Annotated in this window: 24 protein-coding genes; 6 read left to right on the forward strand and 18 right to left on the reverse strand. The window is 71.4% G+C overall.

Features of this window, described 5'->3' with window-relative positions; genetic code table 11:
- Positions 1–179: 179 nt before the first annotated feature.
- The 7 genes from MILUP08_RS12695 to MILUP08_RS12725 form a co-directional block, all read right to left on the reverse strand.
- Positions 180–1,241 (reverse strand): ABC transporter permease, encoded by a 1,062-nt coding sequence (locus MILUP08_RS12695; RefSeq protein ID WP_007458183.1) that lies wholly within the window; start codon positions 1,239–1,241, stop codon positions 180–182.
- Positions 1,238–2,131, reverse strand: a complete 894-nt coding sequence (locus tag MILUP08_RS12700) for an ABC transporter ATP-binding protein (RefSeq protein ID WP_007458184.1) — start codon at positions 2,129–2,131, stop codon at positions 1,238–1,240. The genes MILUP08_RS12695 and MILUP08_RS12700 overlap by 4 nt, the downstream gene beginning before the upstream one ends.
- Positions 2,132–2,212: 81 nt before the next feature.
- Entirely contained in the window at positions 2,213–2,911 is a 699-nt protein-coding gene (locus MILUP08_RS12705; protein WP_007458185.1) for a response regulator, read from the reverse strand.
- Complete coding sequence (locus MILUP08_RS12710) at positions 2,908–4,236, reverse strand: sensor histidine kinase (RefSeq protein ID WP_007458186.1); 1,329 nt, start codon at positions 4,234–4,236, stop codon at positions 2,908–2,910. The genes MILUP08_RS12705 and MILUP08_RS12710 overlap by 4 nt, the downstream gene beginning before the upstream one ends.
- 121 nt (positions 4,237–4,357) lie before the next feature.
- Positions 4,358–5,305, reverse strand: a complete 948-nt coding sequence (locus MILUP08_RS12715; protein ID WP_007458188.1) for a permease prefix domain 1-containing protein — start codon at positions 5,303–5,305, stop codon at positions 4,358–4,360.
- Complete coding sequence (locus tag MILUP08_RS12720) at positions 5,302–5,643, reverse strand: PadR family transcriptional regulator (RefSeq protein WP_007458189.1); 342 nt, start codon at positions 5,641–5,643, stop codon at positions 5,302–5,304. The genes MILUP08_RS12715 and MILUP08_RS12720 overlap by 4 nt, the downstream gene beginning before the upstream one ends.
- Before the next feature lie 130 nt (positions 5,644–5,773).
- Positions 5,774–6,367 carry a hypothetical protein gene (locus tag MILUP08_RS12725; RefSeq protein WP_007458190.1) on the reverse strand — a complete coding sequence of 198 codons (594 nt, stop codon included), beginning with the start codon at positions 6,365–6,367 and terminating at the stop codon, positions 5,774–5,776.
- Between the two features lie 123 nt (positions 6,368–6,490).
- Here MILUP08_RS12725 and MILUP08_RS12730 point away from each other — a divergent pair, with 123 nt between their 5' ends.
- Complete coding sequence (locus MILUP08_RS12730) at positions 6,491–7,930, forward strand: protein kinase domain-containing protein (protein WP_007458191.1); 1,440 nt, start codon at positions 6,491–6,493, stop codon at positions 7,928–7,930.
- Here MILUP08_RS12730 and MILUP08_RS35855 read toward each other — a convergent pair.
- The 3 genes from MILUP08_RS35855 to MILUP08_RS12745 all read right to left on the reverse strand — a co-directional run bounded on the left by MILUP08_RS35855 (position 7,911) and on the right by MILUP08_RS12745 (position 9,709).
- Positions 7,911–8,462: a hypothetical protein gene (locus MILUP08_RS35855; RefSeq protein ID WP_007458193.1), complete on the reverse strand. Its 552-nt coding sequence runs from the start codon at positions 8,460–8,462 to the stop codon at positions 7,911–7,913. The genes MILUP08_RS12730 and MILUP08_RS35855 overlap by 20 nt on opposite strands.
- Positions 8,459–8,998 (reverse strand): RNA polymerase sigma factor, encoded by a 540-nt coding sequence (locus MILUP08_RS12740; RefSeq protein WP_007458195.1) that lies wholly within the window; start codon positions 8,996–8,998, stop codon positions 8,459–8,461. The genes MILUP08_RS35855 and MILUP08_RS12740 overlap by 4 nt, the downstream gene beginning before the upstream one ends.
- A 90-nt stretch (positions 8,999–9,088) precedes the next feature.
- Entirely contained in the window at positions 9,089–9,709 is a 621-nt protein-coding gene (locus MILUP08_RS12745) for an L-threonylcarbamoyladenylate synthase (RefSeq protein WP_007458197.1), read from the reverse strand.
- Between the two features lie 145 nt (positions 9,710–9,854).
- Here MILUP08_RS12745 and dnaE point away from each other — a divergent pair, with 145 nt between their 5' ends.
- Positions 9,855–13,385 (forward strand): DNA polymerase III subunit alpha, encoded by a 3,531-nt coding sequence (gene dnaE, locus MILUP08_RS12750; protein WP_007458199.1) that lies wholly within the window; start codon positions 9,855–9,857, stop codon positions 13,383–13,385.
- Positions 13,386–13,433: 48 nt separating this feature from the next.
- Here the strand turns inward: dnaE and abc-f are convergent, their stop codons facing one another.
- Positions 13,434–15,071, reverse strand: a complete 1,638-nt coding sequence (abc-f, locus tag MILUP08_RS12755) for a ribosomal protection-like ABC-F family protein (protein ID WP_007458200.1) — start codon at positions 15,069–15,071, stop codon at positions 13,434–13,436.
- A gap of 277 nt (positions 15,072–15,348) precedes the next feature.
- Between abc-f and MILUP08_RS12760 the strand changes: the two genes are divergently transcribed.
- Both MILUP08_RS12760 and MILUP08_RS12765 read left to right on the forward strand, forming a co-directional pair.
- Positions 15,349–15,741 carry a type II toxin-antitoxin system RelE/ParE family toxin gene (locus tag MILUP08_RS12760; protein WP_007458202.1) on the forward strand — a complete coding sequence of 131 codons (393 nt, stop codon included), beginning with the start codon at positions 15,349–15,351 and terminating at the stop codon, positions 15,739–15,741.
- Positions 15,741–16,055, forward strand: a complete 315-nt coding sequence (locus MILUP08_RS12765) for a transcriptional regulator (protein ID WP_007458205.1) — start codon at positions 15,741–15,743, stop codon at positions 16,053–16,055. Before MILUP08_RS12760 ends, MILUP08_RS12765 begins: the two co-directional genes overlap by 1 nt.
- Positions 16,056–16,077: 22 nt before the next feature.
- Here MILUP08_RS12765 and MILUP08_RS12770 read toward each other — a convergent pair whose 3' ends face one another.
- From MILUP08_RS12770 to MILUP08_RS12800, 7 genes are all read right to left on the reverse strand, one after another.
- A complete protein-coding gene (locus tag MILUP08_RS12770; protein WP_007458207.1) occupies positions 16,078–16,752 on the reverse strand; it encodes a DUF2306 domain-containing protein in 675 nt (224 codons plus the stop codon).
- Positions 16,753–16,851: 99 nt separating this feature from the next.
- Complete coding sequence (locus MILUP08_RS12775; protein ID WP_007458209.1) at positions 16,852–17,499, reverse strand: response regulator; 648 nt, start codon at positions 17,497–17,499, stop codon at positions 16,852–16,854.
- The gene (locus MILUP08_RS12780; protein ID WP_144056910.1) at positions 17,496–18,569 is read right to left on the reverse strand and encodes a sensor histidine kinase; all 1,074 of its coding nucleotides are present in this window, start codon (positions 18,567–18,569) and stop codon (positions 17,496–17,498) included. Before MILUP08_RS12780 ends, MILUP08_RS12775 begins: the two co-directional genes overlap by 4 nt.
- Positions 18,570–18,621: 52 nt before the next feature.
- The gene (locus MILUP08_RS12785; protein WP_007458213.1) at positions 18,622–19,011 is read right to left on the reverse strand and encodes a hypothetical protein; all 390 of its coding nucleotides are present in this window, start codon (positions 19,009–19,011) and stop codon (positions 18,622–18,624) included.
- The gene (locus tag MILUP08_RS12790; protein WP_007458215.1) at positions 19,008–19,439 is read right to left on the reverse strand and encodes a hypothetical protein; all 432 of its coding nucleotides are present in this window, start codon (positions 19,437–19,439) and stop codon (positions 19,008–19,010) included. Before MILUP08_RS12790 ends, MILUP08_RS12785 begins: the two co-directional genes overlap by 4 nt.
- A 100-nt stretch (positions 19,440–19,539) precedes the next feature.
- The gene (locus tag MILUP08_RS12795; RefSeq protein ID WP_007458217.1) at positions 19,540–20,235 is read right to left on the reverse strand and encodes a response regulator; all 696 of its coding nucleotides are present in this window, start codon (positions 20,233–20,235) and stop codon (positions 19,540–19,542) included.
- Positions 20,232–21,818, reverse strand: a complete 1,587-nt coding sequence (locus MILUP08_RS12800; RefSeq protein ID WP_007458219.1) for an ATP-binding protein — start codon at positions 21,816–21,818, stop codon at positions 20,232–20,234. The genes MILUP08_RS12795 and MILUP08_RS12800 overlap by 4 nt, the downstream gene beginning before the upstream one ends.
- An 84-nt stretch (positions 21,819–21,902) precedes the next feature.
- On the opposite strand from MILUP08_RS12800, the gene MILUP08_RS12805 reads away from it, so the two are divergent.
- Entirely contained in the window at positions 21,903–23,285 is a 1,383-nt protein-coding gene (locus tag MILUP08_RS12805) for a C4-dicarboxylate transporter DctA (protein ID WP_007458220.1), read from the forward strand.
- A gap of 208 nt (positions 23,286–23,493) precedes the next feature.
- Positions 23,494–24,705, forward strand: coding sequence for a helix-turn-helix domain-containing protein (locus MILUP08_RS12810; protein ID WP_007458223.1), 1,212 nt, complete (start codon positions 23,494–23,496; stop codon positions 24,703–24,705).
- Positions 24,706–24,846: the final 141 nt, after the last annotated feature.

A 24,846-nucleotide genomic window follows, 5' to 3' on the forward strand; every position in this document is an offset into this window, starting at 1 on the left:
TTTCCGGTCCGGAGCAGGCGACGACCAGGTCGTTGCCGTGAGGATCGGCTCACCGTAGGAGCGTTCGCCCTGTTCACCGCCACCGAACGAGTGATCGGTCCGGTGCCGTACGGGCCGGGGACGGCGACGGGCGCCAGCGTCCGGTCAGGACACCGACGCCCGTCGTGGGCCGTCGTCGGTCAGCCGATGCTCTCCCGCTCCCGCCAGGCGGCGCGCAGCGAGGTCCGGCCGTTGGTTCGCAGCAGCGAACCCTCGTAGACCCGGGCGCCGGCGGCCAGGAAGGCGCCCGCGGCGGCCAGCAGGATGGCCAGCGACACGATCGGCTCCCAGCCGGCCGCGTCGCCGGTGAACAGCCGCAGCGGCATCGCCGTGGGCGACGAGAACGGCAGGTACGACAGCACCCGCATCGCTGTCGCGTTGTCGTTCAGGAAGATCACCGCGAAGAACGGCAGCATGACGGCGAGCTGCACCGGCGTCGACACACCGGCGATGTCCTCCTGGCGGTTGACCAGGGCGCCGGCCGCCGCCCACATGGCGGCCAGCAGCACGAAGCCGAGCAGGAAGAACGGCACGAACCAGCCGATCGCCGGGGCGAGCAGGGTGAGCAGGTCCCCGCTGTCGCCGATCCGCATGCCGACGACGGCCACGAGACCGATCAGCACGATCTGCCCGAGCGCCAGGATGCCCCCGGCGATCACCTTGCCGGCCAGCAGCGCCCGTACCGGCACGGCCGCGACCAGGATCTCCACGATCCGGGTCTGCTTCTCCTCGGTGACGCTCTGCGCGATCTGCAGGCCGAAGGTCTGCGAGGTGATGAAGAAGACGAACGCGAACACGAACGGCACCAGGAACGCCACCACCGGGTCGACCGCGTCGGGATCGAGCAGGCGCACCGGCGGCGCGGTGCTCAACGCCCGGACCACCTCGTCGGGGGCCTCGTCCATGGCGAGCACCGCCGGGCCGCTGACGACCGCGGCGTCCACGTCGCCGTCGCGAACGGCCTGCTCGGCGGCTCGGTCGTCGGCCACCACCCGGACGTCGAGCCCGGCGGCGCGCAGCGGGCCGGCCGCGTCCTGGGTGACGGCCACGCTCTTCGGGCCGCCGGAGAGCAGCGGCGGCAGGATGGTGCCGGCGGCGGCGATCACCAGGAAGAAGAGCGTGCCGAACAGGAAGGTACGGTCGCGGAGCTTGACCCGGATCTCGCGTTCGGCGACCAGCCGGGTGGCCTGGGTGACGTTCACTGGGTGACCTCTCGGAAGATCTCGGTGAGCGAGGGGCTGACCGGGCGGAAGGCGCGAACCGGGCCGCGGGCGAGGGCCGCGTGCAGGAGGGGCTGCTCGTCGGCGCCGACCGGCAGGTCGAAGACCGCCCGCGCGCCGTCCAGCTCGACCAGGGTGACCCCGGGCTGGTCGCGGACCCAGCCGGCGTCGGTCGCCACCACCAGCTCGAACCGCGGCGAGGTGTACGAGTCGCGCAGTTGCTGACGGCTGCCGGCGGCCCGGATCACCCCGTCGTTGATGATCACCAGGTCGTCGCAGAGGCGCTCCACCACGTCGAGCTGGTGGCTGGAGAACAGCACCGGCACTCCGGCGGCGGCACGTTCCCGCAGCACCGCGACGACCGTGTCGACGGCGAGGGGGTCGAGGCCGGAGAACGGCTCGTCGAGCACCAGCACCTCGGGGTCGTGCACCAGCGCGGCGGCGATCTGGGCCCGCTGCTGGTTGCCCAGCGACAGCGTCTCCAGCAGGTCGTCGCCGCGTTCGCCGAGCCCGACCCGCTCCAGCAACGCGTCCGTGGCGCGCCGGGCGGCGGGGGAGTCCAGGCCGTGCAACCGACCCAGGTAGGTCACCTGCTCCCGCGTGGTCATCTTGGGATACAGGCCCCGCTCCTCCGGCATGTAGCCGAAGCGGCGGCGGTCCTGCCGGGTGAGCGTCGCGCCGCCCCAGGTCACCTCGCCGGCGTCGGGGGCGAGCACACCCAGGATGATCCGCATGGTGGTGGTCTTGCCGGCGCCGTTGGCGCCGACGAAGCCGGTCATCCGGCCGGCTGCCACCTCGAAGGACACGTTCTTGAGCACCTGCCGGTCGCCGAAGCTGCGGTCGACGCCGTCCAGGCGAAGCGTTCTGGTCACGCGTCCACGCTAGATCGAGCGCGGCGCCCCGCCCTCCGCCCGACGGGTGAGCCGACGGGTCCGTCGCGCGGTGGACACCGGTCATCCACCGGGACGGACCACCCCGTTCTCGTAGGCGAACACCACCGCCTGGACCCGGTCGCGCAGGCCGAGTTTCGCCAGCACCCGACTCACGTGCGTCTTCACCGTCGCCTCGCCCAGCACCATCGCCGTGGCGATCTCCGCGTTGCTCGACCCGGCGGCGAGCAGCACCAGCACCTCGCGTTCCCGTGGGGTCAGCTCGCCCAGCGCGGCCTCGGCGTCGGCGCCCCGGTGTGCGGTGCCCGCCGGATCGCCGGGACGGACGAACGTGGAGATCACCCGGCGGGTGATCTCCGGGGCGAGCAGACCGTCGCCACGGGCCAGCACCCGGATCGCCTCGATCAGCTCCTCGGGTGTGCCGTTCTTGAGCAGGAAACCACTGGCCCCGGCTCGCAGCGCGGTGAAGAGGTAGTCGTCGCGGTCGAAGGTGGTGAGGATCAGCACCGCCGGCGCGTCCGGCCCGTCGTCGGTGATCCGCCGGGTGGCCTCCAGCCCGTCCATGCCGGGCATCTCCACGTCCATCAGCACCACGTCCGGGCGGGTGGCGCGGGCCATGGTGACGGCCCGCGCGCCGTCGGCGGCCTCGCCGACCACGGTGATGTCGTCCTCCACCTCCAGGATGATCCGGAAGCCGGTGCGCACGAGATGCTGGTCGTCGGCGAGCAGCACCCGGATCGGGGTGGCCGGTGCGGCGCTCAAGACGACCGCCCCGCCCCGGCCGTCAACGACTGTCCGTCGCCGGTGTCCCGTTGGCGGCCGATCGCCGGGTCCGCGAGCGGGAAACGGGCTCGGACCCGCCAACCGCCGCCGGCCCGGGGGCCGGCCTCCAGCTCGCCGTCGTGCGCGGTGACCCGCTCGCGCATCCCGATCAGGCCGAGCCCGGGGGTGTCGGCCCGGCGGACGGTCCGTCCGTCGTCGGTCACGTCGACCTCCACCTCCCGGGCCAGATAGCGGACCCGTACGTCCAGCAGGTCCGCCCCGGCGTGCTTCAGGGTGTTGGTCACCGCTTCCTGCGTCACCCGGTAGGCCGCCTGCGAGACCGACTCGGGCAGTGCGACGGGCTCGCCGTACACGCCGAGGGTGGCGCGCAGGCCCGCGGCCCGCGCCCGCTCGACCAGCTCACCGATCCGCGCGACGTCGCCCGGCGCGGACCGCGCGACGTCGCTGTCGCCGGAGGCGCGCAGCACGCCGAGCATCCGGCGCAGCTCGTCGACGGCGGTGCGGGCGCTCTGCTCGATGGCGGCGAGCGCCGTGCGGGCCAAGTCCTGGTCGCGGTCGAACACCCGGCGGCAGGCGGACGCCTGCACCCCCATCACCGACACGTGGTGGGCGACGACGTCGTGCAACTCCCGGGCGATCCGGACCCGCTCGCCGAGCACCGCCCGTTCCCGGCCCTCGGCCTGGGAGCGGCGCAGCTCCGTGGCCTGTTCGCGCAGCTCGTGCTCACGCCGCGCGGCCACCCAGGCGGTCTCGCCGAAGAAGTACGCGAACCCGAAGACCAGGACGTTGACCAGGACGCCGTTGACCATCGCGGCGAGCACCGGCGGCACCGGGCCGACCGCGTCGTCGAAGGCGCCGGGCGGGATGTGGTCGATCGTCACCGCGTAGTAGACGCCCAGCCAGGCCAACATCGTGGCGATCACGCCGATGCGCAGCCGGCGGGCCACCTGATGGTCACGTCCCCAGGCGCCCATCGTGTAGAGGGCGCAGAACAGGGCCCAGGAGGAGAACTGGGACTCCGGCGCCGACCGGGCCTGCGCGGCGATGAACGCCACCGCGACGACCAGCAGGGTGGCGGCCGGCCAGCGCCGCCGCCCGACCAGCGGCAGCGTCACCGCGACGGTCCAGAACAACTGCTCCGGCCCGGACGGCGGTGGTCCCAGCAGGAACGCCCCGGTGCTGCGGGCCAGGGTGAGGCTGACCAGCGCCAGCCCGGTCACCGCGAGCCCGATCCACAGGTCGATCCGCCGCTGCTCCGCCGTCGGGCCCGGACGGCGCCACTCGTCGCGCTGTGCCTCGGTCATCCGGGAACGATGCCACGTCCGGCATGGCGTCCGCTATCCGGACGGACCTGCGGTGACAGCGCGCCGACGTGCGGCGGCCCGACGCGGGTGTCCGCGCCGGGCCGCCGTCTGACGCTGTCGCTCAGGTCGTCCTGCGGCGGGTCTTGAGAGCCGTGTCGATCAGGTCCCACACCAGCACCACGGCGGCCCCCAGCGCGATGAGGGCGTTGACGAGGCCGCGGTTGTCCGCGTCCGCCAGCCAGCTCAGCCGCTCACCGAGGGCCGGGTTGAGCAGCGCGTCGGAGAGCGCCAGCCCGGCCAGCACCAGAGTGAACGCCAGGTTGAGCAGCGCCTTGACCGCGAACAGCGGCCAGCTCCAGCGCCCGATCCGGTACTTGACGATCTCGAACACCGCGATGGCGAGCAGGATGACGATCAGCGCCGGCAGCCAGAACGACCAGAGCGCGGGGTCGAGGACGGGGATGTTGTCGCCGTCGCTGGCACGCACCCACGACTGGTAGTGCTGCAGGGGCAGGTAACCGATGGTCAGCACCAGCATGGCCACCGACGCGATGGTGTCGACGAGCGAGACGTCGCGGTGCGCGGGCACGTCGGGCAGCTCGTCGACGGACCAGTCGGGCAGCTCGACGGTGGGCTGGGACCGCTCGATGAGGACGAAGGTCAGGGTGAGCCAGAAGCTGATGTGCACTGCCACGTGCAGGGCGACGACGAGGCCCGGCCCGATGGCGCCGAAGCCCCTGCCGTCGACGACCGCGACGACCGTGACCACCGTGCCGGCCAGCGCCGGGATGAAGCTGAGCAGCAGCTTCAGCAGCCGCAGCCAGACCAGGTAGTACGTCGGGCCGATGAGCTGGAGCCGGCGGTCGGCGTAGCGGGCGGCCAGCCGGTCGGGGTTGCCCAGCTCGGTGAGCACCTCCCGCTCGGCGGCCGCCGCGTCCTCGCCGCCCCCGGCCCGGTCCTCGATCATGTCCTCGATCGAGGCGCGCAGCTCGGTGGCGATCTCGTCGCGACGCTGTGCGGGCACCGAGCGCAGGGTGGCGGCCAGGTAGCGGTCGGTCAGGGTGTTCATCGGTCCACTCCTTGGATCAGCCCGGTGATGGAGGTCTGTACGGCGGCGAGGTCGTCGAGGAGCCGGTTCAGCATCGACTCGCCCTCGTCGCTGGTCCGGTAGAACTTGCGCGGCCGGCTCTCCTCGGTGTTCCACTCGCTGGTCAGCAGGCCCTGGTCCTCCAGGCGGCGCAGCAGCGGGTAGAGCGTGTTGGCGTCGACCGGAAAGCCGTGGTCGGTGAGCCGTTGCAGCAGTGCGTAGCCGTAGTCCGGTCGGCGGAGCGCGACCAGGCTGGCCACCACGACGGTGCCTCGACGCAGCTCCTGCAGGTGCGTCCGTAGAACATCCTCGCTAACCATGTGTCACACCATACTGTGTGGCACACACTGTTGTACACTACGACATCATCGTGTCCGCCCCACCTCTGTTTCGGCGGGTACGCGCCGCGGGGCGCCCGGCAGACGCCGGACGCCCCGCGACCTGGCCGGATCAGCAGGCCGCGCCCTGCCGGAAGTTCCGCTCGACGAAGGTGGCCGGCCCGACCTGGAAGTAGCCCACGCCCGGTCGGATCGGGTGCCCGGTGAACAACTCCACCCGCGACCCGACGCGCACCAGGTACGCCTCGGCGTTCCCCGCGTCGTTGCGGATCAGCGACCCGCGCGCGCCGTAGATCGCCTCCAACTCGGCGAAGGACATGCCGACCTGGGCCCCGGCGGGCGACTGCGGCGGTGCGGTGGCCGTACCGACCTCCACGAGTCGCCCGTCGCGGAAGGCGAGCAGGAGGACACCGGCCCAGGAACCGGTCACCCCGGCGTGCACCACCGTGCCGCAACCCGGCGCGGTCCAGTCGATGCGGCCGGCCGCGGTGAGCGCGGCCAGGCTGGCGCCGATCCGGTAGACGCCGGCGCCGCCGACGCTGAGGACCTGCGGGTGGCTGTGCCCGACGGCGGTGGCGAGCGGACCGCGCGCCGAGGCAGGTGCGCCACCCAGGGGCGTCGCCGCTGCCGGTCCCGCGGCGGTGACCGCGACGAGCGTGCTGAGCGCCAGCGCGGCGGTGGTGAGGAGGATCGAGGGACGGTTCATGGTGTGCTCCTTCGGTGATGGGTCTCCTGCCCTGTTAGTCACCGCGCCGGGGTCAGCGGTTCGTCGGGTTTCCGACCCGGTCCGGTCTACTGTGCAGAGACCGTCCTGGCCGGGGGTGACACGGTGACGGCTCCGCAGCGGATCGGGCCCTACGCCATCGAGCGACTGCTGGGCGTCGGCTCGTTCGCGACGGTCTGGTTGGGCTACGACCCGGTGCTCGACGCCCGTGTGGCGATCAAGGTGCTGGCCGAGAACTGGAGCCACGACCTGCGCGTGCGGGAACGCTTCCTCGACGAGGCCCGGCTGTTGCGCCGCCTGGAGCACGAGCGGCTGATCCGGGTGCACACCGTCGGTGACCTGCCCGACGGCCGGCCGTACGCGGTCCTGGCCTGGGCGGACGGCGGCAGCCTGCGGGACCGCCTCGCCACCGGCGACCTTCCCGCGCCGACCGCGCTGCGGCTGCTGGGCGAGATCTGCGCCGGAGTAGCCGTGCTGCACCGCCACGGCGTCGTGCACCGTGACCTCACCCCGGGCAACGTCCTGTTCCGCTCCGCCGGCCCGGACGACCCCGACGCCGAACAGGTGCTGATCGCCGACCTCGGCCTCGCCAAGGCGCTCGCCGCCGCCTCGGGACTGACCGCGCGGGCCGGCACCCCCGGTTACATGGCCCCTGAGCAGGACGACCCGGGCGCGGTGGTCGACACCCGCGCCGACGTGTACGGGCTCGGCCGGCTCGGCATCCGGCTGCTGGCCGCCGGTCCGCCGGACACGCACCCGCCCCGACCCGGCCCGTCACCGGACCTCCGACTCCGCGCGCACGTGCCAGCGGCGGTGGCGGCGGTGCTCGCTCGGGCGACCGCGTACCACCCGGCCGACCGCTATCCCGACGCCGCGGCCCTGCGCGCCGCGCTGATCCGCGTGAGCGACCCGGCGGGACCGTTGACACCACCCACGGCACCAGGAGCACGGTCGCCGTCACCTCGGCCGGGGGTCCGCCGCTCCTACCGGTTACGGCTGGCCGGGGCCGTTGTCGTGGCCGCCGTCGCGGTGGCCGGGGTGGACGCCGAACCAGGTGGCACGCGGTCGGGCCGAACCGTCGACGGCACGTACACGACCGGGCCGTTGACCGTGGCGTTGCCGCCCGGCTGGTCCGCCACGGGAGCCACCTGGGCCGGTCAGTACGACGCCGACGGCGAACCGGAACCGGCGTTGGTGATGTCCCCGCAACCCCGGCGCTGGGCCGCCGATCCCCACCTGCCCGGCGCGTTCGTCGGCCTCTCCGCCACCACGGCGGCACGCACCACCCCGGCCGGGTTCCTGGCCGAACGCACGCACGGGGACTGCGCGCCCGCCCCGGCCCGCACCACCCGGCAGGCGGGCATCGAGTGGACGGTGGTGACGTACCGCTGCGACCGGGACCGGCCGAGCATCGTCGAGTCGGCGGGCCTGCATCCCGCGAGACGCGCCCTGGTGTACGTGCAGATCGCCCCGCCTGCGGACAGTCGGCCCGACTTCGTGGACACCCTGCTCGCCGGAGTGCGGGTCACCGGACCACCACGGTGATGGTGTGCTCCCGACCCTCCTTGGGGATCGTCACGGCGACCGTGCCGGTGCGGACGAAGCGGATGTCCACCACGCCCGCCTCGTACTGCTGGGACACCAGCTCCGGGCGGTCCACGGTGACGAGCCCGGGTCCGATGCCCTGGATACGCAGCACCGCGCCGGTGGCGAAACAGAGCGATGTCAGCAGCTCGACCTCGGTCTCGGCGAGCGGCAGGTCGTAGCGGACCGCGCCCTGGCAGGCCGGCGTCGCGGCGGTCGGCGGGGGAGTCGTGCGGGGCGTACCCCTTGTTCTGGTGGGTGTGGGGGGTGCCGCGACCGGCCGCCCGCTGGTCGGCGGCGGCGGTGGTCGGGACGGCGACCCGGTGGGCGCGGGCGTCGCCGGGGTCGTGGAGATCGCCGAGGGTGCCGGCGTGGAACGGGTCGCGCCGGGCGGTTGGACGGGCAGTGGCGCGACGGCGTCGGCGCCGCAGGCGGCGACAGCCACGGTGGCCGCGAGGACGACGACGAGCCGGCGGAACGACCCCCGGCTCATTCCGCGCCGAGCCGCTGCCGGACCTGCCGCCGGGCCAGGTGCAACCGGGACTTCACAGTGCCCACCGGGACGTCGAGCAGGGCGGCGATCTCGGGGTAGCTCAGCCCGAGGACGTCGCGCAGGGCCACCACCTCGGCGTGGTCGGGGTGGACCGAGTCGAACGCGTCGAGCAGATCGAGGCGGGTGCCCGCGACCACGCTTGTCCGTCGCGGATCGGCCTGGTCGGGCAGCGCCACGCCACCGGCCTCCAGCCGGCAGCGGCGGCGCAGGGTGCGATAGGTCGAGCGGGCCCGGTTCGCGGTCAGCCGGTGCAGCCAGGTGCGGAACGAGGAGCGTCCCTCGAACCGGGTGATGCCGCCGGCCAGGGCAAGGAGCGTGTCCTGGCAGGCTTCCTCGGCGTCCTCCCGGTTGGGCAGGAACCGGGCGCACAGCCGCAGCACCTCCGGGCGCACCCCGACCAGCAGGGCGTCCAACGCCGCGGTGTCACCCTGCGCGGCGCGGCGGGCCAGGGCGTCGAGGTCGTCCGGAGCAGGCATGCCGGGTGTCCAATGCTCGCCGGTGCCGATCCTCAAGCGTACGGCCGTCGGCGCTGCCCGACCCTCCTCCGGTCCGCCACCCGACCCGCGCTACTCGAACCGGGACACGTCCCCCGCGCCGCGGCGCAGGATCTCCGGCTCGGGCCCGGACAGGTCGATCACCGTCGTCGGCTCCTTGCCGCACTCGCCGGCGTCGAGCACCGCGTCGAGCTGGTGGTCGAGCCGTTCCTTGATCTCCCAGCCCTGGGTCATCGGCTCGTCCTCGCCGGGCAGAGCCAGGGTGCTCGACACCAGCGGCTCGCCCAACTCGGCCAGCAGCGCCTGGGTCACCGTGTGCCGGGGTACGCGCACACCGACCGTGCGCTTCTTCGGGTGCAGCATCCGGCGTGGCACCTCCTTGGTGGCCGGCAGGATGAACGTGTAGCTGCCCGGCGTGGACGCCTTCACCAGCCGGAAGACCGCGTTGTTGATCTGCACGAACTGACCGAGCTGCGCGAAGTCCCGGCAGACCAGGGTGAAGTGGTGCCTGTCGTCGAGGCGGCGGATCTGGCGGATCCGGTCCAGGCCGTCCTGGTTGCCCAACTGGATGCCGAGCGCGTAGCAGGAGTCCGTCGGGTACGCGACCAGCCCACCACCGCGGATCAGGTCGGCGACCTGGCCGATGATCCGGGGCTGCGGGTTCTCCGGGTGTACGTCGTAGTACCTCGCCATGCGCACGAGCCTATGCCTGTCGGGATGCGATCAGGAGACGGACGCCACCCTCGGCGCGGACGGTGGAGCCGCCGAGATCACCTCGGTAGGGTAGGTCCCGGTCGGCTCCGACCAACAAGATCCACACCGCCGGGGGGCGCCAGGCATGGCCGATTCGTTCGCGCATCTGCACGTGCACACGGAATACTCGATGCTCGACGGAGCGGCCCGGCTGAAGGACCTGTTCGCCGAGGCCAACCGGCTGGGCATGCCGGCGGTGGCGATCACCGACCACGGCAACATGCATGGCGCGAACGACTTCTACAACCAGGCGATGGCCGCCGGGATCACCCCGATCCTGGGCGTCGAGGCGTACGTGGCGCCGGAGTCGCGCTATCACAAGGCGCGGGTCAAGTGGGGGCGGCCGGAGCAGAAGAGCGACGACGTCTCCGGTAACGGCGCGATCACCCACAAGACCATGTGGGCGAAGAACGCGCAGGGCCTGAAGAACCTGTTCACCCTCAACTCGCGCGCGTCCATGGAGGGGCACTACGTCAAGTGGCCCCGGATGGACATGGAGCTGATCGCCGAGCACGCCGAGGGGATCATGGCGACCACCGGTTGCCCGTCGGGCGCGGTGCAGACCCGGCTGCGGCTGGGCCAGTTCGACGAGGCGCTCAAGGTCGCCGCGAGCTACCAGGACATCTTCGGCAAGGACAACTACTTCCTGGAGATCATGGATCACGGCCTCTCCATCGAGAGCCGGGTCCGTGAGGGGCTCACCGAGATCGCCCGCAAGCTGGACATTCCGCCGGTGGTCACCAACGACTCCCACTACACGCACGAGGCGCAGGCCACCGCGCACGACGTGCTGCTGTGCGTGCAGACCGGCAGCAACATCGACGACCCGAACCGGTTCCGCTTCGAGGGCGGCGGCTACTTCGTCAAGAGCGCCGACCAGATGCGCGCCGTCGACTCGTCGGAGCTGTGGCAGCAGGGTTGCCGCAACACCCTGCTGGTGGCCGAGAAGGTCGACCCGAAGGGCATGTTCGAGTTCCACAACCTGATGCCGCGCTTCCCGGTGCCCGACGGGGAGACCGAGGAGTCCTGGTTCCGCAAGGAGACCTTCGCCGGGCTGGCCCGCCGCTACCCGAACGGCATCCCGGAGGGGCACGTCGTCCAGGCCGAGTACGAGCTGGGCGTCATCAACCAGATGGGCTTCCCGTCGTACTTCCTCGTGGTCGCCGACTTCATCCAGTGGGCGAAGAACCAGGGCATCGCGGTGGGTCCGGGCCGTGGTTCGGCCGCCGGCTCGCTCGTCGCGTACGCGTTGGGCATCACCGACCTGGACCCGATCCTGCACGGTCTGATCTTCGAGCGGTTCCTCAACCCCGAGCGTGTCTCGATGCCTGATGTCGACATCGACTTCGACGAGCGTCGGCGCGGTGAGGTGATCAAGTACGTCACCGACAAGTGGGGTGAGGACAAGGTCGCCCAGATCGCTACCTTCGGCACGATCAAGGCGAAGGCCGCGATCAAGGACTCGGCCCGGGTGCTGGGCTTCCCGTACGCGGTGGGCGACCGGATCACCAAGGCGATGCCGCCGGCCGTGATGGGCAAGGACATCCCGCTCACCGGGATCTTCGACCCGAAGCACCCCCGCTATGCCGAGGCCGGCGAGATCCGTGGCCTGTACGACTCCGATCCGGACGTCCGCAAGGTGATCGACACGGCCAAGGGCATCGAGGGGCTGATCCGGCAGACAGGTGTGCACGCCGCGGGCGTCATCATGTCCGCCGAGCCGATCATCGAGCACATCCCGTTGATGCGCCGTGACGCCGACGGGGCGATCATCACGCAGTTCGACTACCCGACCTGCGAGTCGCTCGGGCTGCTGAAGATGGACTTCCTCGGCCTGCGCAACCTGACGATCATCGACGACGCGGTCAAGAACATCGAGCTGAACCACGGCCTCAAGCTCGACCTGCTGGGCCTGCCGCTTGACGACAAGGCCGCGTACGAGCTGCTGGCCCGCGGTGACACCCTGGGCGTGTTCCAGCTCGACGGCGGGCCGATGCGGTCGCTGCTGCGGTTGATGAAGCCGGACAACTTCGAGGACATCTCCGCCGTCCTGGCCCTGTACCGGCCGGGCCCGATGGGCGTCGACTCGCACACCAACTACGCGCTGCGCAAGAACGGCCTCCAGGAGATCACGCCGATCCACCCGGAGCTGGAGGAGCCGCTGCGGGAGATCCTGGCGCCCACCCACGGCCTGATCGTCTACCAGGAGCAGGTGCAGCGCGCCGCGCAGATCCTCGCCGGCTACACGCTGGGTCAGGCGGACCTGCTGCGCCGGGCGATGGGTAAGAAGAAGAAGGAGATCCTCGACAAGGAGTTCATCCCGTTCCGGGACGGCTGCCGCGAGCGCGGCTACTCCGACGAGGCGATCCAGGCCGTGTGGGACGTCCTGGTGCCGTTCGCCGGGTACGCCTTCAACAAGGCGCACTCTGCCGCGTACGGCCTGGTCTCCTACTGGACCGCGTACCTGAAGGCGCACTACCCGGCCGAGTACATGGCCGGGCTGCTCACGTCCGTCGGTGACGACAAGGACAAGATGGCGCTGTACCTGTCCGAGTGTCGCCGGATGCGCATCCAGGTGCTGCCGCCGGACGTCAACACGTCGGCGGGGCCGTTCACCCCGGTCGGCAAGGACATCCGCTTCGGCCTGGCGGCCGTGCGCAACGTCGGCGCGAACGTGGTCGCCTCGATCATGCGGTGCCGGCAGGAGAAGGGCGACTACGCCGACTTCTACGACTTCCTGTCCAAGGTGGACGCGGTGGTCTGCAACAAGAAGACGATCGAATCGCTGATCAAGGCCGGTGCGTTCGACTCGTTGAAGCACCCCCGCAAGGGCCTGCTCGCGGTGCACGCCGACGCCATCGACGCGTACGCCGATGTCAAGCGCAAGGAGGCCGTCGGCCAGTACGACCTCTTCGGCGCCGGCTTCGGCGACGCCGACACGGGCAGTACGACGGTGATGCCGGTCATCAGCGAGAGTGAGTGGGACAAGCGCGACAAGCTGGCCTTCGAGCGCGAGATGCTCGGCCTGTACGTCTCCGACCACCCGCTGTTCGGCCTGGAGCACATCCTCGGCGCGGCGGCCGACACCACGATCGCCTCCCTGGCCGAGGAGGGCGCGGTTCCCGACGGGGCGGTCGTCACCCTCGCCGGCATCCTCTCCGGCGTGCAGCGGCGGGTCACCAAGCAGGGCCGGGCTTGGGCCTCGGCCACCCTGGAGGACCTGGCCGGTGGGGTGGAGACGCTGTTCTTCCCCAACACCTACGAGGTGATCGGCCAGTACATCGCCGAGGACGCCATCGTGGTGGTCAAGGGCCGGGTGGACCGCCGCGACGACACCCCACGGATCATGGCGATGGACATGTCCATGCCGGACGTCAGCACCAGCGCCACCAACAAGCCGGTGACCCTGACCATCCCGGTGCACAGGTGCACGCCGCCGCTCGTGGAACGGCTCAAGGAGACCCTGGTGCTGCACCCCGGCGACACCGAGGTGCACGTCAAGCTGCTCAACGGCGGGCGTACCACCACCCTGCGGCTGGGGCCGTTCCGGGTGGCGGCGACGACCGCGCTGATGGGTGACCTCAAGAGCGTCCTCGGCCCGGCCAACGTGAGCTGACCGGTCCGCGGCCCGGCCGGCGTGCGTCGGCCGGGCCGCGACGCCGGCTCAGCCCCGGTCGGGGGCCGTGATCTCGCGGAGCTGGCCGTCGGCCAGCCGCAACCAGCGCTGCACGCCGATCTCGGCGAGGAACCGCTCGTCGTGGCTGACCACGACAAACGCCCCCTGGTACGCGGACAGCGCGCTCTCCAGTTGGGCGACGCTCACCAGGTCCAGGTTGTTCGTCGGCTCGTCGAGCAGCAGCAGTTGCGGCGCCGGTTCGGCGCAGAGCACACAGGCGAGGGTGGCGCGCAGCCGCTCGCCGCCGGAGAGCACCCCGACGGGCAGGTTCACCCGCGAGCCCCGGAACAGGAACCGGGCCAGCAGGTTCATCCGCCTGGCGTCCGGCAGGCTCGGCGCGTACGCGGCGAAGTTCTCCGCGACCGTGCGGTCGAGGTCCAGCAGGTCCAGCCGCTGCGACAGGTACGCGATCCGCCCGTCGGCCCGTCTGATCTCGCCACCGGCCGGTGCGAGATCGCCGTCGACGAGACGCAGCAGGGTCGACTTGCCGACGCCGTTCGCCCCGGTGAGGGCGATCCGCTCCGGCCCCCGGATCACCAGGTCGGCGCCGTCGCCGCCGAACAGTTCCCGATCGTCGAAGCGGGCCCGCATCCCCTGGCCGGAGAACACCGTGCGCCCAGCGGGGACTGTCGTGTCCGGCAGGTCGACGGTGATCGTGTCCTCGTCGCGTACCGCCCGGCCGGCCTCGTCGAGACGGGCCTTGGCCTCGCCGAGCCGGGCCGAGTGTGTCCCCTGCGCCTTGCCCGCCGACTCCTGCGCGCTGCGCTTCAGCCCGCCGGCGACGATCCGGGCCAGGCCGGCGTTCTTCAGGTTCTTGGAGGCGTTGCTGGCCCTCCGGTCGGCCCGCTCCCGGGCCTGCTGCATCTCCCGCTTCTCCCGCTTGACCTCCTGCTCGGCGTTGCGCAGGTTGCTCTCGGCCACCTCCCGCGCCGCCTGCACCGCCTCGGTGTACGCGGTGAAGTTGCCCCCGTACCAGTTGATCTCGCCTCGTTCCAGCTCGGCGATGCGGTCCATCCGGTCCAGCAGCTCCCGGTCGTGGCTGACCAGCAGCAGGCACCCGGACCAGTCGGACAGCACGTCGTAGAGCTTGTGCCGAGCCTCCACGTCCAGGTTGTTCGTCGGCTCGTCGAGCAGCAGCACGTCCGGCCGGCGCAGCAGTTGCGCCGCCAGGCCGAGGGAGATCACCTGGCCGCCGCTGAGGGTGTGCAACCGCCGGTCGAGGGCCAGGTCACCCAGGCCGAGGCGGTCCAGTTCGGCGCGGGTGCGCTCCTCGATGTCCCAGTCGTCGCCGATCGTGGCGAAGTGTTCCTCGCCGGCGTCGCCGGCCTCGATGGCGTGCAGCGCCGCGATCCGCTCGGCGACGCCGAGGACCTGGGCCACGGCCAGGTCGCCGACCAGCGGCAGCGTCTGCGGGAGGTAGCCGAGCAGGCCGTCGACGGTGACGCTGCCGCCGGTGGGCGTCAGCTCCCCGGCGATCAGCCGCAGCAGGGTGCTCTTGCCGGCGCCGTTGGGCGCGACCAGACCGGTGCGACCGCCCGGGACGGTGAAGGACAGCTCGGAGAAGACCGGGGTGTCGTCCGGCCAGGAGAAGGACAGGTTCGAGCAGACGATGAACGCATCAGACATGCGAGTGACCTCAAAGGGTGGGGTGGGCGCGCACGAGCCGCCCGACGACTAACGGGGACCGGTGGAACGACGACATGGCCACGGCGGCTGCGCCTACGCGCGCCGAGCCGTTGGCCGAACATGTCCGGTCTCACCCGGAGATGTCGTCGTCACCCGCCATGTCTGGTCTCCCTGGTCGTACCGCTAACCCAACTCCGCAGAGTCTAACAACGGATCTTCCGTCCGCCACCGGAAGAAGCGCACCCGCCCCGTGTATAGCCCGGGCTATAGTTGCCCCATGTCTCATGAGCCGCCACGTCGCTGGGCGATCAGGACGACAACGGATGTCCGCGACTGGTTGCGATCCCTGCGTCAGGCCGACCCCGCTACGTACCGCTCGGTCAACGTGGCGATCGACATGCTCGCGGAGACCGGTCCGGGCCTGGGGCGTCCGCTGGTTGACACCCTCAGGAGTTCGACCATCAGCAATCTCAAGGAACTGCGACCGAGATCTGGAAGGGACGTCGCCGTTCGCGTGCTGTTCGTCTTCGATCCATGGTCCCAGGCCGTGCTGCTGGTGGCCGGCAACAAGGCGGGAGATTGGAATCGATGGTACGAGAAAGCGATCCCGGTCGCTGAGATCGCGTACGAGGGTTGGCTGGCCTTCGAGAGGAAACGGAGGGAGGGCTGATGAGCGACTTCCATGACTGGGACGACGTTCGGGCGGAGCTGCACGATGGAGACGATGAAGCGCTCGATGCGGAGCGAGCCCGCACCGAGGCGTGGATCAGCGCATTCCATCTTGCTGAAGAGCGGAAGCGGCTGGGTCTGACCCAGCGGCAGGTGGCCGAGCTGATGGGCGTCACGCCCGGTCGAGTCAGCCAGATCGAGAACGGCGACCTGGAGGCCAACGAGGTCGCGACGCTGAGCCGATACGCACGGGCGCTCGGGGCCCGCATGCGGATCATCTTCGACTACGGCGACGACCTCCGCCAGATCGCTTGATCCGGGGCCCGGGACAATGACCTCAAGAAGGGGAGCCGTCCCGGATCGGGGCGCCGGCCATCTGGCCAGCGACAGACGTCCGTCGGCGAGTTCTGATGACGGCCTCGATCACGGCCAGGTTGATGATCCAGGCCAGGGTCTGGCCGACCGGAATCATCGCGGGCGCCTGTGCGCCGATCTCACCCGCGGTGACCCTGCCGAACGGGATCTGCGCCAGCAGAAGCAGGGGTACGAGGATGCGAGCCGTGACAGCGAGGAAGGTCAGCGCGTAGCTGCGCATCATCCAGTTGCGGTGGGCGGCGAAGTTCCCCTGTCGGGCGGCCCGGTACCCGAGGCCGCCGGTGATCAGCCACAGAACGGCCGCGGTGGTGAGACTGATCTGGGTCAGGAGGCGACCGGACCACAACGCGACAGGGATCGCGGTGAGGGCGGACGGCAGGACTCCGACGGCGAGGTAGCAGCGGCCGATGGTCCGGTGGATCCGTCGGCGGGCGCGCACCTTCGGGATGAACTGGAGAGGGCCGAGGATCAGCGCGACAGTGGCGGTGAAGATGTGCGCGACGAGCACGCCGTAGCGCAGGGCGCCACCGACGTCGATGCGGCTCTTGTGGATGTCCAGGGCCAGGTACGGGTACGCGAGCACCAGGCCGACGACGACGGCGATGGCGAGCAGCAGCCAGGGCGTTCGTTTCTGCATCGCCTCAGCGTGGCCGGCCCAGCCGTTTCCCGCGTCCGCCCTACGACGGCCGACGCGTACGTCACGGAGCGTACGGCCAGGGGGTTGGCCCTGCCGGCGTCAGCGCTCAGCGATGAGGCCGGCGCGGATGCCGAAGACGACGAGTTGGGCCCGGGTACGGGCGTTCAGTTTCACCATCGCCCGACTGGCGTGGGTCCGTACGGTTGCCGGACTCAGCGACAGTTCTCGGGCGATCTGCTCGTTGGTGTGACCGGTGGCCACCCAGGCAACGACCTGCCGCTCCCGGTCGGTGAGGGTGTCGATGCGGGTGACGCCGCCGCCTGGCTGGCTGAACAGCGACACCACCCGCCGGGTCACCGACGGCGACAGCAGCGCCTCGCCGGCCGCCGCCACCCGGACCGCTCGAACCAGGTCCGCCGGGTCGGTGTCCTTCAGCACGAAACCAGCCGCCCCGGCCTGCAGCGCCTCGAAGATGTACCTGTCGATCTCGAAGGTGGTCAGCACGATCACCCGGGTGCCCGCTAGGTCGGGCTCGGCCGCGATCGCCCGCAGCGTCGCCAGGCCGTCCAGGCCGGGCATCCGGACGTCGAGCAGCAGGACGTCCGGCCGCACCCGGCGTACCACCCGCAGCGCGTCGTGCCCGGAGGCTGCCTCACCCACCACGGCCAGGTCGTCCTCCCGGTCGATGAGCACCCGCAGGCCCCACCGCACCAGTTCCTCGTCGTCGGCCAGGGCCACCCGAATCACCCGGCGCTCCCCACCGGTAGCCACGCCGTGACCTGGAAACCGCCGCCGGTCCGTGGGCCGGCGGTGAACCGACCGCCGACGGCCTCGACTCTGCGGCGCAGCCCCGACAACCCTCGTCCCCCCGTCGCGGCACCGTCGGCGGCGCCCCGCCCACGGTCACCCACCTGCACCAACACGTCATCGTCGGCCGGCATCACCTGAACATCCGCCGTGGTCGGTCCGGCATGCCGCAGCACGTTCGTCAACGATTCCTGCACCACCCGGTACGCCACCGCGTCGACCTCATCGGCAAGTGCCACCTCGGTCATCGTCACCTCCACCGGCAGACCTGCCGCGCGGATCTCGTCGACGAGGGCACCGACACCGGCCAACCCCGCCTCCCCGTCACGCGGATGGAACGCGTCGAGCATGCCGCGCAGGCCGGCCAACGACACGCCGCTGGTGGCCTTGATCGCCTCCAATGAGGCGCGCGCCTGGTCGGGGCGCTCGTCGAGCACCAGCAACGCGATCCCGGCGTGCATCGCGATCAGCGCGAAGCCGTGTCCGGCGACGTCGTGCACCTCGCCGGCCAGCCGTACCCGCTCGGCCGCGGCTGCCCGGGCCACGAGATCACGCCTGGCCCGCTCCCGGGCCACGGTCGTGAGGTGCACAAGCGCGCCCAGCGACCACGGCAGCACCACCCAGCCGGTCCATCCCATGGCGAGCACGACCGGCTGGTGCAGGTGCGGCATCGAGCGCAGCAGCACAGTTGCCGAAGCGGTGAGCGCCGCGATCCCGCACGCAGCGGCTGACAGCCGCAGCGGCCGGCGTCTGGCCACCTCGAACATGGCGACCACCATGCACAACTGCACCGGCCCGTACGGATAGCCGGCCAGCAGGTAGGCACTGACGCTGACCATGGCTCCGGCAAGTGCCCAGACCGGCGCCCGGCGCAGTCCCACAGTCGCCAGTGCCGCCGCCGAGACCAGCGAGATCCCCCAGAGGTCCAGGGCCGCATCCGCGGTGCCCTGCCCACGGGCCGCACCGATCGTGCCGGCGACGAGCACCGCCGCCGCCACGACAGTCCACATCAGGTCCGTCAGCCAACGGAACCGCCGGGGCCCGGGTCGCCCGTCGTGTTCGTCACCTCCCACGAGCCCGCCACGCCCCGAGCATCGCCATGATTCCCGTGACCGCGGCGAACGCCAGCCCGAGTGACATCACCACGTTGCCCGCGACGGTCCCCGCATTGTCCGACCGGAAATTCGGCGTCAGCTGGCCGGCCGCCCACCCGCCGAGGACGATCCACAGCGAGATCAACACCGAGAACACCGGTGCCCACCAGCGCCCGACGGTGAACACCACCAGGGCGCCGCACACCACGATGAAGACGATCCCCGGTGGGAACAGTGGGAACTTGCCGGGGTCGGCGATCCACTGGATGAGCAGTCCCAGGATGCCCACCACCAGCCCCCACAGCGACAACCTCGTGCTTCTCGATGCCGCCGCCACTCTCGCCACGATCGCGCTCACCGTCGAGGTCCTTCCGTCTCAGTGTCCTGTCGTCTGTCTGGATCAGCCGTTCGGGCCGGCACGGATCTGTGCCGCCGGACGGCGGCGATCCCGAACGCGGCAGCCGCGGCGAATCCGGCCATCTGGAGCCATCCCGCGAAGAACTGGACGGTTTCCGTCGGGGTGCCGAGCCGATCCACGAAGGAGGCGTCGGAGAACCCGCCGACGAGAAACAGGACGCCCGTCACCACCGCCGACAACGGCATGAAGCGCCACCTGACGGCCGCCACCACGGCGGCCACCCCCAGGTAGATCAGCGGCCCCGGCCCGTCGTAACCGGCGACCAGGCTGCGAGACTCGACAATCTCCGGACCGGCGTCGCCGATCGCCGCCACGACCAGCGCTCCGCAGGTCGCGACGGCCCAGCGGCGCCGATCCGCCTTCGCCATGGATTGATCCGTCACGGCTCGACTATCCGCCGCCCAACGGGGATCGGCGTCAGCCCACGGAAGGCTCGGCTCTACGCAAATCTGCGTAGCCGGGGCCTGCTCACCGGGGCCGGTACTCGACCTCGGGGCGGCCGGGGGTGCCGTAGCGGGGGCTGCGGACCGCGCGGTCGATGGTCACCAGGTATTCCAGGTAGCGGCGGGCGGTCACCCGGGAGATCCCGGTCGCCGCGCTCACCTCGGTCGCCGACAGTCCCGCCTGCGGGCCGGTCCCGTCGGCCAGCGCCCCGCGTACCCGATTGAGGGTCTGCGCGTCGAGGCCCTTGGGCAGGCTGTGCCCGGTGGTGCCGCGCAGGGTGGCGAACATCCGGTCCACGTCGTGCTGCGCCGCCACCTCGCCGTCGGCGAGCGCCTGCGCGCGGTAGTCGGCGTAGCGCTCCAGCTTGTCGCGGAACGCGGCGAACGTGAACGGTTTCAGCAGATAGTGGGTCACCCCGAGGGACACCGCCGTCCGCACCACGGCGAGGTCCCGCGCGGAGGTCACCGCGAGCACGTCGACGCTGCTGCCGGCCGCGCGCAGCGCCCGGCAGACGTCCAGGCCGTGCAGGTCGGGCAGCCGAAAATCCAGGAGTACGAGGTCCACGTCGCCACCGCCGCCCGCGCGCAGGGCCGCCATGGCCGCCCGCGCGGTGTGCGCCACCCCGACCACCACGAAACCGGGGACCCGCTCGGTGTACGCGGCGTGCGCCTCGGCCAGCAGCGGCTCGTCCTCGACGACAAGCACCCGGATGTCGGTCATCGCGGGGCACCCCCGACCGGCAGGCGGACAGTGAACAGGCTGCCGCCGTCGTCCGAGCGGCCCACGTCGTAGCTGCCACCGTGGCGGCGGACCACCTGCCCGATCAGCGCCAGGCCGAGCCCTCGCCCGGTGCTCTTGGTGGACCAGCCGCGCCGGAACGCGTCCGCCACCCGGTCCGCGGCCAGCCCGGGCCCGCTGTCGGCGACCCGGACCACCAGCTCGTCGTCGACGGCGCCGACGAAGACCCGTACCGTGCGCGGCGGTGGCGTGCCGGCGACCGCCTCCAGGGCGTTGTCGATCAGGTTACCGACGACGGTGAGCAGGTCGTTCGTCGGCAGAGGGCTGTCGTCCAGGCGGCAGTCCGGCTCGACGACCAGGTCCACGCCCCGCTCGCCGGCCTGGGCGGACTTGCCGAGCAGCAGCGCGGCCAGGGCCGGTTCGGTGACCGCGTCGACCACCCGGTCGGTCAGCTGCTGCGCGAGGGCCAGGTCCCGGGTGCCGAGCCGGACCGCCTCGTCGGCCCGGCCCAGCTCCACGAGCGTCAAAACGGTGTGCAGCCGATTGGCCGACTCGTGGGTCTGCGCCTGCAACGCCTCGGTCAGCGCGCGGACCGAGTCCAGCTCGCTGGCCAGGGTGCGCAGCTCGGTCTGGTCGCGCAGGGTCAGCACGGTGCCGAGCGGGGCCCCCTCGAAGCGGGCGGTCCGCTGGTTGGCCACCAGCACCCGGTCACCGGCCAGCATGGGCTCGTCGAGGGCGTCGCGGCCGGAGCCGAGCAGCTCGGCCACGGCGGGCGGCAGGTCGATGCCGGCCACCGGCTGATCGGTGACCGGCTCGTCGGCGTCCAGGCCCAGCAACCGTCGGCCCTCGTCGTTGACAAGCGCCACCCGCCGGTCGGTGGTCAGCACCACGAGACCCTCGCGCACCGAGTGCAGGACGGCGTCGTAGTACTCGTACATCCGGGTCATCTGCGCCGGCCCCAGACCGTGGGTCTGGCGGCGCAGTCGGCGGCTGAGCAGCCACGAACCCGTCGCGGCGAGCGCGAGCGCCGGCGCCGCGACGCCGAGCAGCACGGGTAGCTGGCGCAGCAGCTTGCGGTTGATGGCCCGGGTGGTGATGCCCACCGACACCAGGCCGACGATGCGCCGCTCTTCGTCGTACACCGGCACGACCGCACGCACCGACTCGCCGAGCGTTCCGACGTTCGTGGTGGTGAACGGTCGGCCCGCCAGGGCGGGCCCGATGTCGCCGACGAACGGCTCGCCGATGAGCTTCGGGGTCGGGTGCGAGTAGCGGGTGCGGTCGGGGGCCATCACGACCACGAAGTCGGTGTCCGTGGCCCGCCAGGTCGCTTCGGCGTACGGCTGGAGGATGCTGGCCGGGTCGGCGGTCGCGAGCGCCGCGCGGACGTCGGGGGAGCCGGCCACGGTCTGCGCGACCGCGAGCACCTTCTCCTGCGCGGCCTGGCGGGAGTCGACGCGGGCCAGCCAGACGGCGCCCGCCGCGCCGCCCAGCACGAGCAGCGTCACCACCACCGCCTGGAGGGCGAACAGTTGTCCCGCGATGCTCCACTGCCGTCGGGCCACCTCCAGTACCTCCTCGAGGTTTTTCGCGGTGAACAGAATGACCGCAAGGATGTCAACGGGTGAGACGCGCTTCACATTGTCGACATGGACACCACCGCATCCACCACCACGGCGGAGCCGTCGGCCCGCCGGGACCGTACCCGTTACCTGTACCTGGCCGTCATCGTGGCCGTGCTCGCCGGCATCGTGGTCGGCCTGGTCGCCCCCGATTTCGGCAAGGAACTCAAGCCGATCGGCACGGGCTTCGTCAACCTGATCAAGATGATGATCAGCCCGGTCATCTTCTGCACGATCGTGCTGGGCGTCGGCTCGGTCCGGCAGGCCGCGAAGGTCGGCAAGGTCGGCGGCCTGGCGCTGGGCTACTTCCTGACCATGTCGACTGTCGCGCTCGCCATCGGCCTGGTCGTCGGCAACCTCATCCACCCCGGCTCCGGCCTGGACCTCGGCCAGGACCTCGCGGGCGCGGGCAAGGCCGCCGCCGGAGACGAGGCCGGCGGTACGTCGGAGTTCCTCCTCGGGATCATCCCGACCACGCTCTTCTCCGCGCTGACCGAGGGGGAGGTGCTCCAGACGCTGCTGGTGGCGCTGCTCGTCGGCTTCGCCGTGCAGGCGATGGGCCGGCGCGGTGAGCCCGTGCTCGGCGCGATCGCCGTCATCCAGCGAGTCGTCTTCAAGGTCCTCGCCATGATCATGTGGCTGGCGCCGGTCGGCGCGTTCGGTGCGATGGCCGCCGTCGTCGGCGCGACAGGCGTGGACGCCCTCAAGAGCCTCGCCCAGATCATGCTCGGCTTCTACGCCACCTGCCTGATCTTCGTGCTGGTCGTCCTGGGCGCGCTGCTGTGGTTCGTGGCCCGGATCTCGATCTTCTCGCTGCTGCGCTACCTCGGCCGGGAGTTCCTGCTGATCCTGTCGACCTCCTCGTCGGAGTCGGCGCTGCCCCGGCTGATCGCCAAGATGGAACACTTCGGCGTGAGCAAGCCGGTCGTGGGCATCACGGTGCCGACCGGGTACTCGTTCAACCTCGACGGCACGGCGATCTACCTGACAATGGCGTCGCTGTTCATCGCCGACGCGCTCGGTAACCCGCTCTCCATCGGCGAGCAGATCTCGCTGCTGCTGTTCATGATCATCGCGTCGAAGGGTGCGGCGGGCGTCACCGGCGCCGGCATCGCGACCCTGGCCGGCGGGCTCCAGTCGCACCGGCCCGACCTGGTGGACGGTGTCGGCCTGATCGTGGGCATCGACCGGTTCATGTCGGAGGCCCGCGCGCTCACCAACTTCGCCGGCAACGCCGTGGCGACCGTCCTGGTCGGCACCTGGACCGGCGAGTTCGACCGGGACCGGGCGGCCGGCGTGCTGCGCGGCGACGACCCGTTCGACGAGGCCACGATGCTGGACGACCACGACGAGGACGAGTCGGCGGCCCGCCCCGACGAGGCGTCCGCACGGACCGGCGTCCCGGCCTGACCCGGCTGCGGCCTTGATCGACACGAGTTCGCCGAAATCGGGGTATCCGAACGCGTCGGACCCCCCGACTTCGCTGAACTCGTGTCGATCACCACCGAGAGGCGCCGGCCGACGCGTGTGAGGGTTACCGGGCGGCGGGTCGGTCGGTAGCGTGGGGCGTGGCGGCGGATGAGCCGGTACGGCGTCCCGCGCCACGAGGAGGTTCGGGATGGATTCCCTGCCGGATTTGACCTTCGGTCAGCGGCTGAAGGTCTACCGCGAGCGTTCGGGCAAGACTCGTGCCGTGCTCGGTGGCCTGGTCGGGCGTAGCGCCGAGTGGGTCAAGGCGGTGGAGACCGACCGCATTCTGCCACCACGCGTGCACATGCTGGACCGCATCGCGCGTGCCCTCAAGGTCGAGATGTCGGCCCTGGTCGGGGAGTTGAGCGACCGCTCCGCCATCGTGAACGGGCCGGAACATCCGGCGCTCGCCTCGGTCCGGGACGCCGTGAACCGCTGCACGATCTCCGGCGACACCACACCCGAGCCGCTGAGTCGCCTCAACGACCGTCTCGCTGCCGCCTGGCGGGCACGCCACCAGGCGTCCGACCATCGCACCGTGCTGGGCGCCCTCCTGCCGGACCTGCTCCGAGACGCCCAACGCTCGGCGTTGACGTACGAGGGTGCCGAGCGGCGACGTGCCCAGGCGCTCCTGGCCGAGGCGCTCGGGCTCGCGCAGATGTTCCTCGCCTACCAGCCAGCCGCCGAGATCCTGTGGCGCGTCGCCGACCGCGCGATGGTGGCCGCGCAGGAGTCCGGGGACCCGGAGGCGCTGGCCTGCGCGGGCTGGTTCCTGTGCCAGGTGCACCGGGACGCCGGTGACTGGGACACCGCCATGGCGGTGACCCTCGACGTCCTCTCCACGTTGGAGGCACGCGCGGCCGATGCGAACACCAACCTCCTGGCCCTCTTCGGCGCGCTCCACTTCGAAGCCGCATACACCGCCGCCCGAGCCGGTGAGGAGGGTCGCGCCTGGCGGTACTGGGACCACGCTGATCGGATCGCGCAGCGCCTGCCGCAGGGCTTCTACCAACCGCAGACGTCGTTCTCCCGCGTCATCATGGGCGCCCACGCCGTGACCGTGGGCGTCGAGTTGCAGAAGTCCGGCGAAGCGGTGCGGCAGGCACGTCGCCATGACGCCGCCGACATCCCCTCGCGGCCGCGCCGCGCACGACACCTCATCGAGGTTGCTCGCGCGCACTGCGGCAAGGACGACAGGGAAACCGCCATGGCGAACCTTCGCCGGGCGTACGAATCAGCCCCGGAGACGGTCCGCTTCAACGGCTACGCCCGGCAGATCACTCTGGACCTGCTCAGTGGGCCGCCGTCCACCCGCAGTGACGCTCGAGATCTCGCACTGAAGGTCGGCCTCGTCTCTTGATCTAGGGGTACGAACCCTACCCATGTCGCCCCAAGACCGTCCGTAACGTCCCCGTCACGGGATGCGGCGGGCGGTGCGAACTCGCCTGGCCGCCGCGTCCCCCTCAACCTCAGGGGCGGCTGGCCGTCCTCGTGACGACGG

The organism is Micromonospora lupini str. Lupac 08 (assembly GCF_000297395.2).
Classification (GTDB): Bacteria; Actinomycetota; Actinomycetes; order Mycobacteriales; family Micromonosporaceae; genus Micromonospora; species Micromonospora lupini.

What these genes read in the sequence shown, in the direction of transcription:
- MILUP08_RS12720 (WP_007458189.1), bottom strand. Translation starts at nt 5,643, where the DNA reads ATGGTTAGCGAGGATGTTCTACGGACGCACCTGCAGGAGCTGCGTCGA.
- MILUP08_RS12765 (WP_007458205.1), top strand. Translation starts at nt 15,741, where the DNA reads ATGAGCGACTTCCATGACTGGGACGACGTTCGGGCGGAGCTGCACGAT.
- MILUP08_RS12790 (WP_007458215.1), bottom strand. Translation starts at nt 19,439, where the DNA reads ATGGCGAAGGCGGATCGGCGCCGCTGGGCCGTCGCGACCTGCGGAGCG.
- MILUP08_RS12745 (WP_007458197.1), bottom strand. Translation starts at nt 9,709, where the DNA reads ATGGCGAGGTACTACGACGTACACCCGGAGAACCCGCAGCCCCGGATC.
- MILUP08_RS12770 (WP_007458207.1), bottom strand. Translation starts at nt 16,752, where the DNA reads ATGCAGAAACGAACGCCCTGGCTGCTGCTCGCCATCGCCGTCGTCGTC.
- MILUP08_RS12805 (WP_007458220.1), top strand. Translation starts at nt 21,903, where the DNA reads ATGGACACCACCGCATCCACCACCACGGCGGAGCCGTCGGCCCGCCGG.
- MILUP08_RS12795 (WP_007458217.1), bottom strand. Translation starts at nt 20,235, where the DNA reads ATGACCGACATCCGGGTGCTTGTCGTCGAGGACGAGCCGCTGCTGGCC.
- MILUP08_RS12710 (WP_007458186.1), bottom strand. Translation starts at nt 4,236, where the DNA reads ATGACCGAGGCACAGCGCGACGAGTGGCGCCGTCCGGGCCCGACGGCG.
- dnaE (WP_007458199.1), top strand. Translation starts at nt 9,855, where the DNA reads ATGGCCGATTCGTTCGCGCATCTGCACGTGCACACGGAATACTCGATG.
- MILUP08_RS12760 (WP_007458202.1), top strand. Translation starts at nt 15,349, where the DNA reads ATGTCTCATGAGCCGCCACGTCGCTGGGCGATCAGGACGACAACGGAT.
- MILUP08_RS12725 (WP_007458190.1), bottom strand. Translation starts at nt 6,367, where the DNA reads ATGAACCGTCCCTCGATCCTCCTCACCACCGCCGCGCTGGCGCTCAGC.
- MILUP08_RS35855 (WP_007458193.1), bottom strand. Translation starts at nt 8,462, where the DNA reads ATGAGCCGGGGGTCGTTCCGCCGGCTCGTCGTCGTCCTCGCGGCCACC.
- MILUP08_RS12810 (WP_007458223.1), top strand. Translation starts at nt 23,494, where the DNA reads ATGGATTCCCTGCCGGATTTGACCTTCGGTCAGCGGCTGAAGGTCTAC.
- MILUP08_RS12740 (WP_007458195.1), bottom strand. Translation starts at nt 8,998, where the DNA reads ATGCCTGCTCCGGACGACCTCGACGCCCTGGCCCGCCGCGCCGCGCAG.
- abc-f (WP_007458200.1), bottom strand. Translation starts at nt 15,071, where the DNA reads ATGTCTGATGCGTTCATCGTCTGCTCGAACCTGTCCTTCTCCTGGCCG.
- MILUP08_RS12715 (WP_007458188.1), bottom strand. Translation starts at nt 5,305, where the DNA reads ATGAACACCCTGACCGACCGCTACCTGGCCGCCACCCTGCGCTCGGTG.
- MILUP08_RS12780 (WP_144056910.1), bottom strand. Translation starts at nt 18,569, where the DNA reads ATGTGGACTGTCGTGGCGGCGGCGGTGCTCGTCGCCGGCACGATCGGT.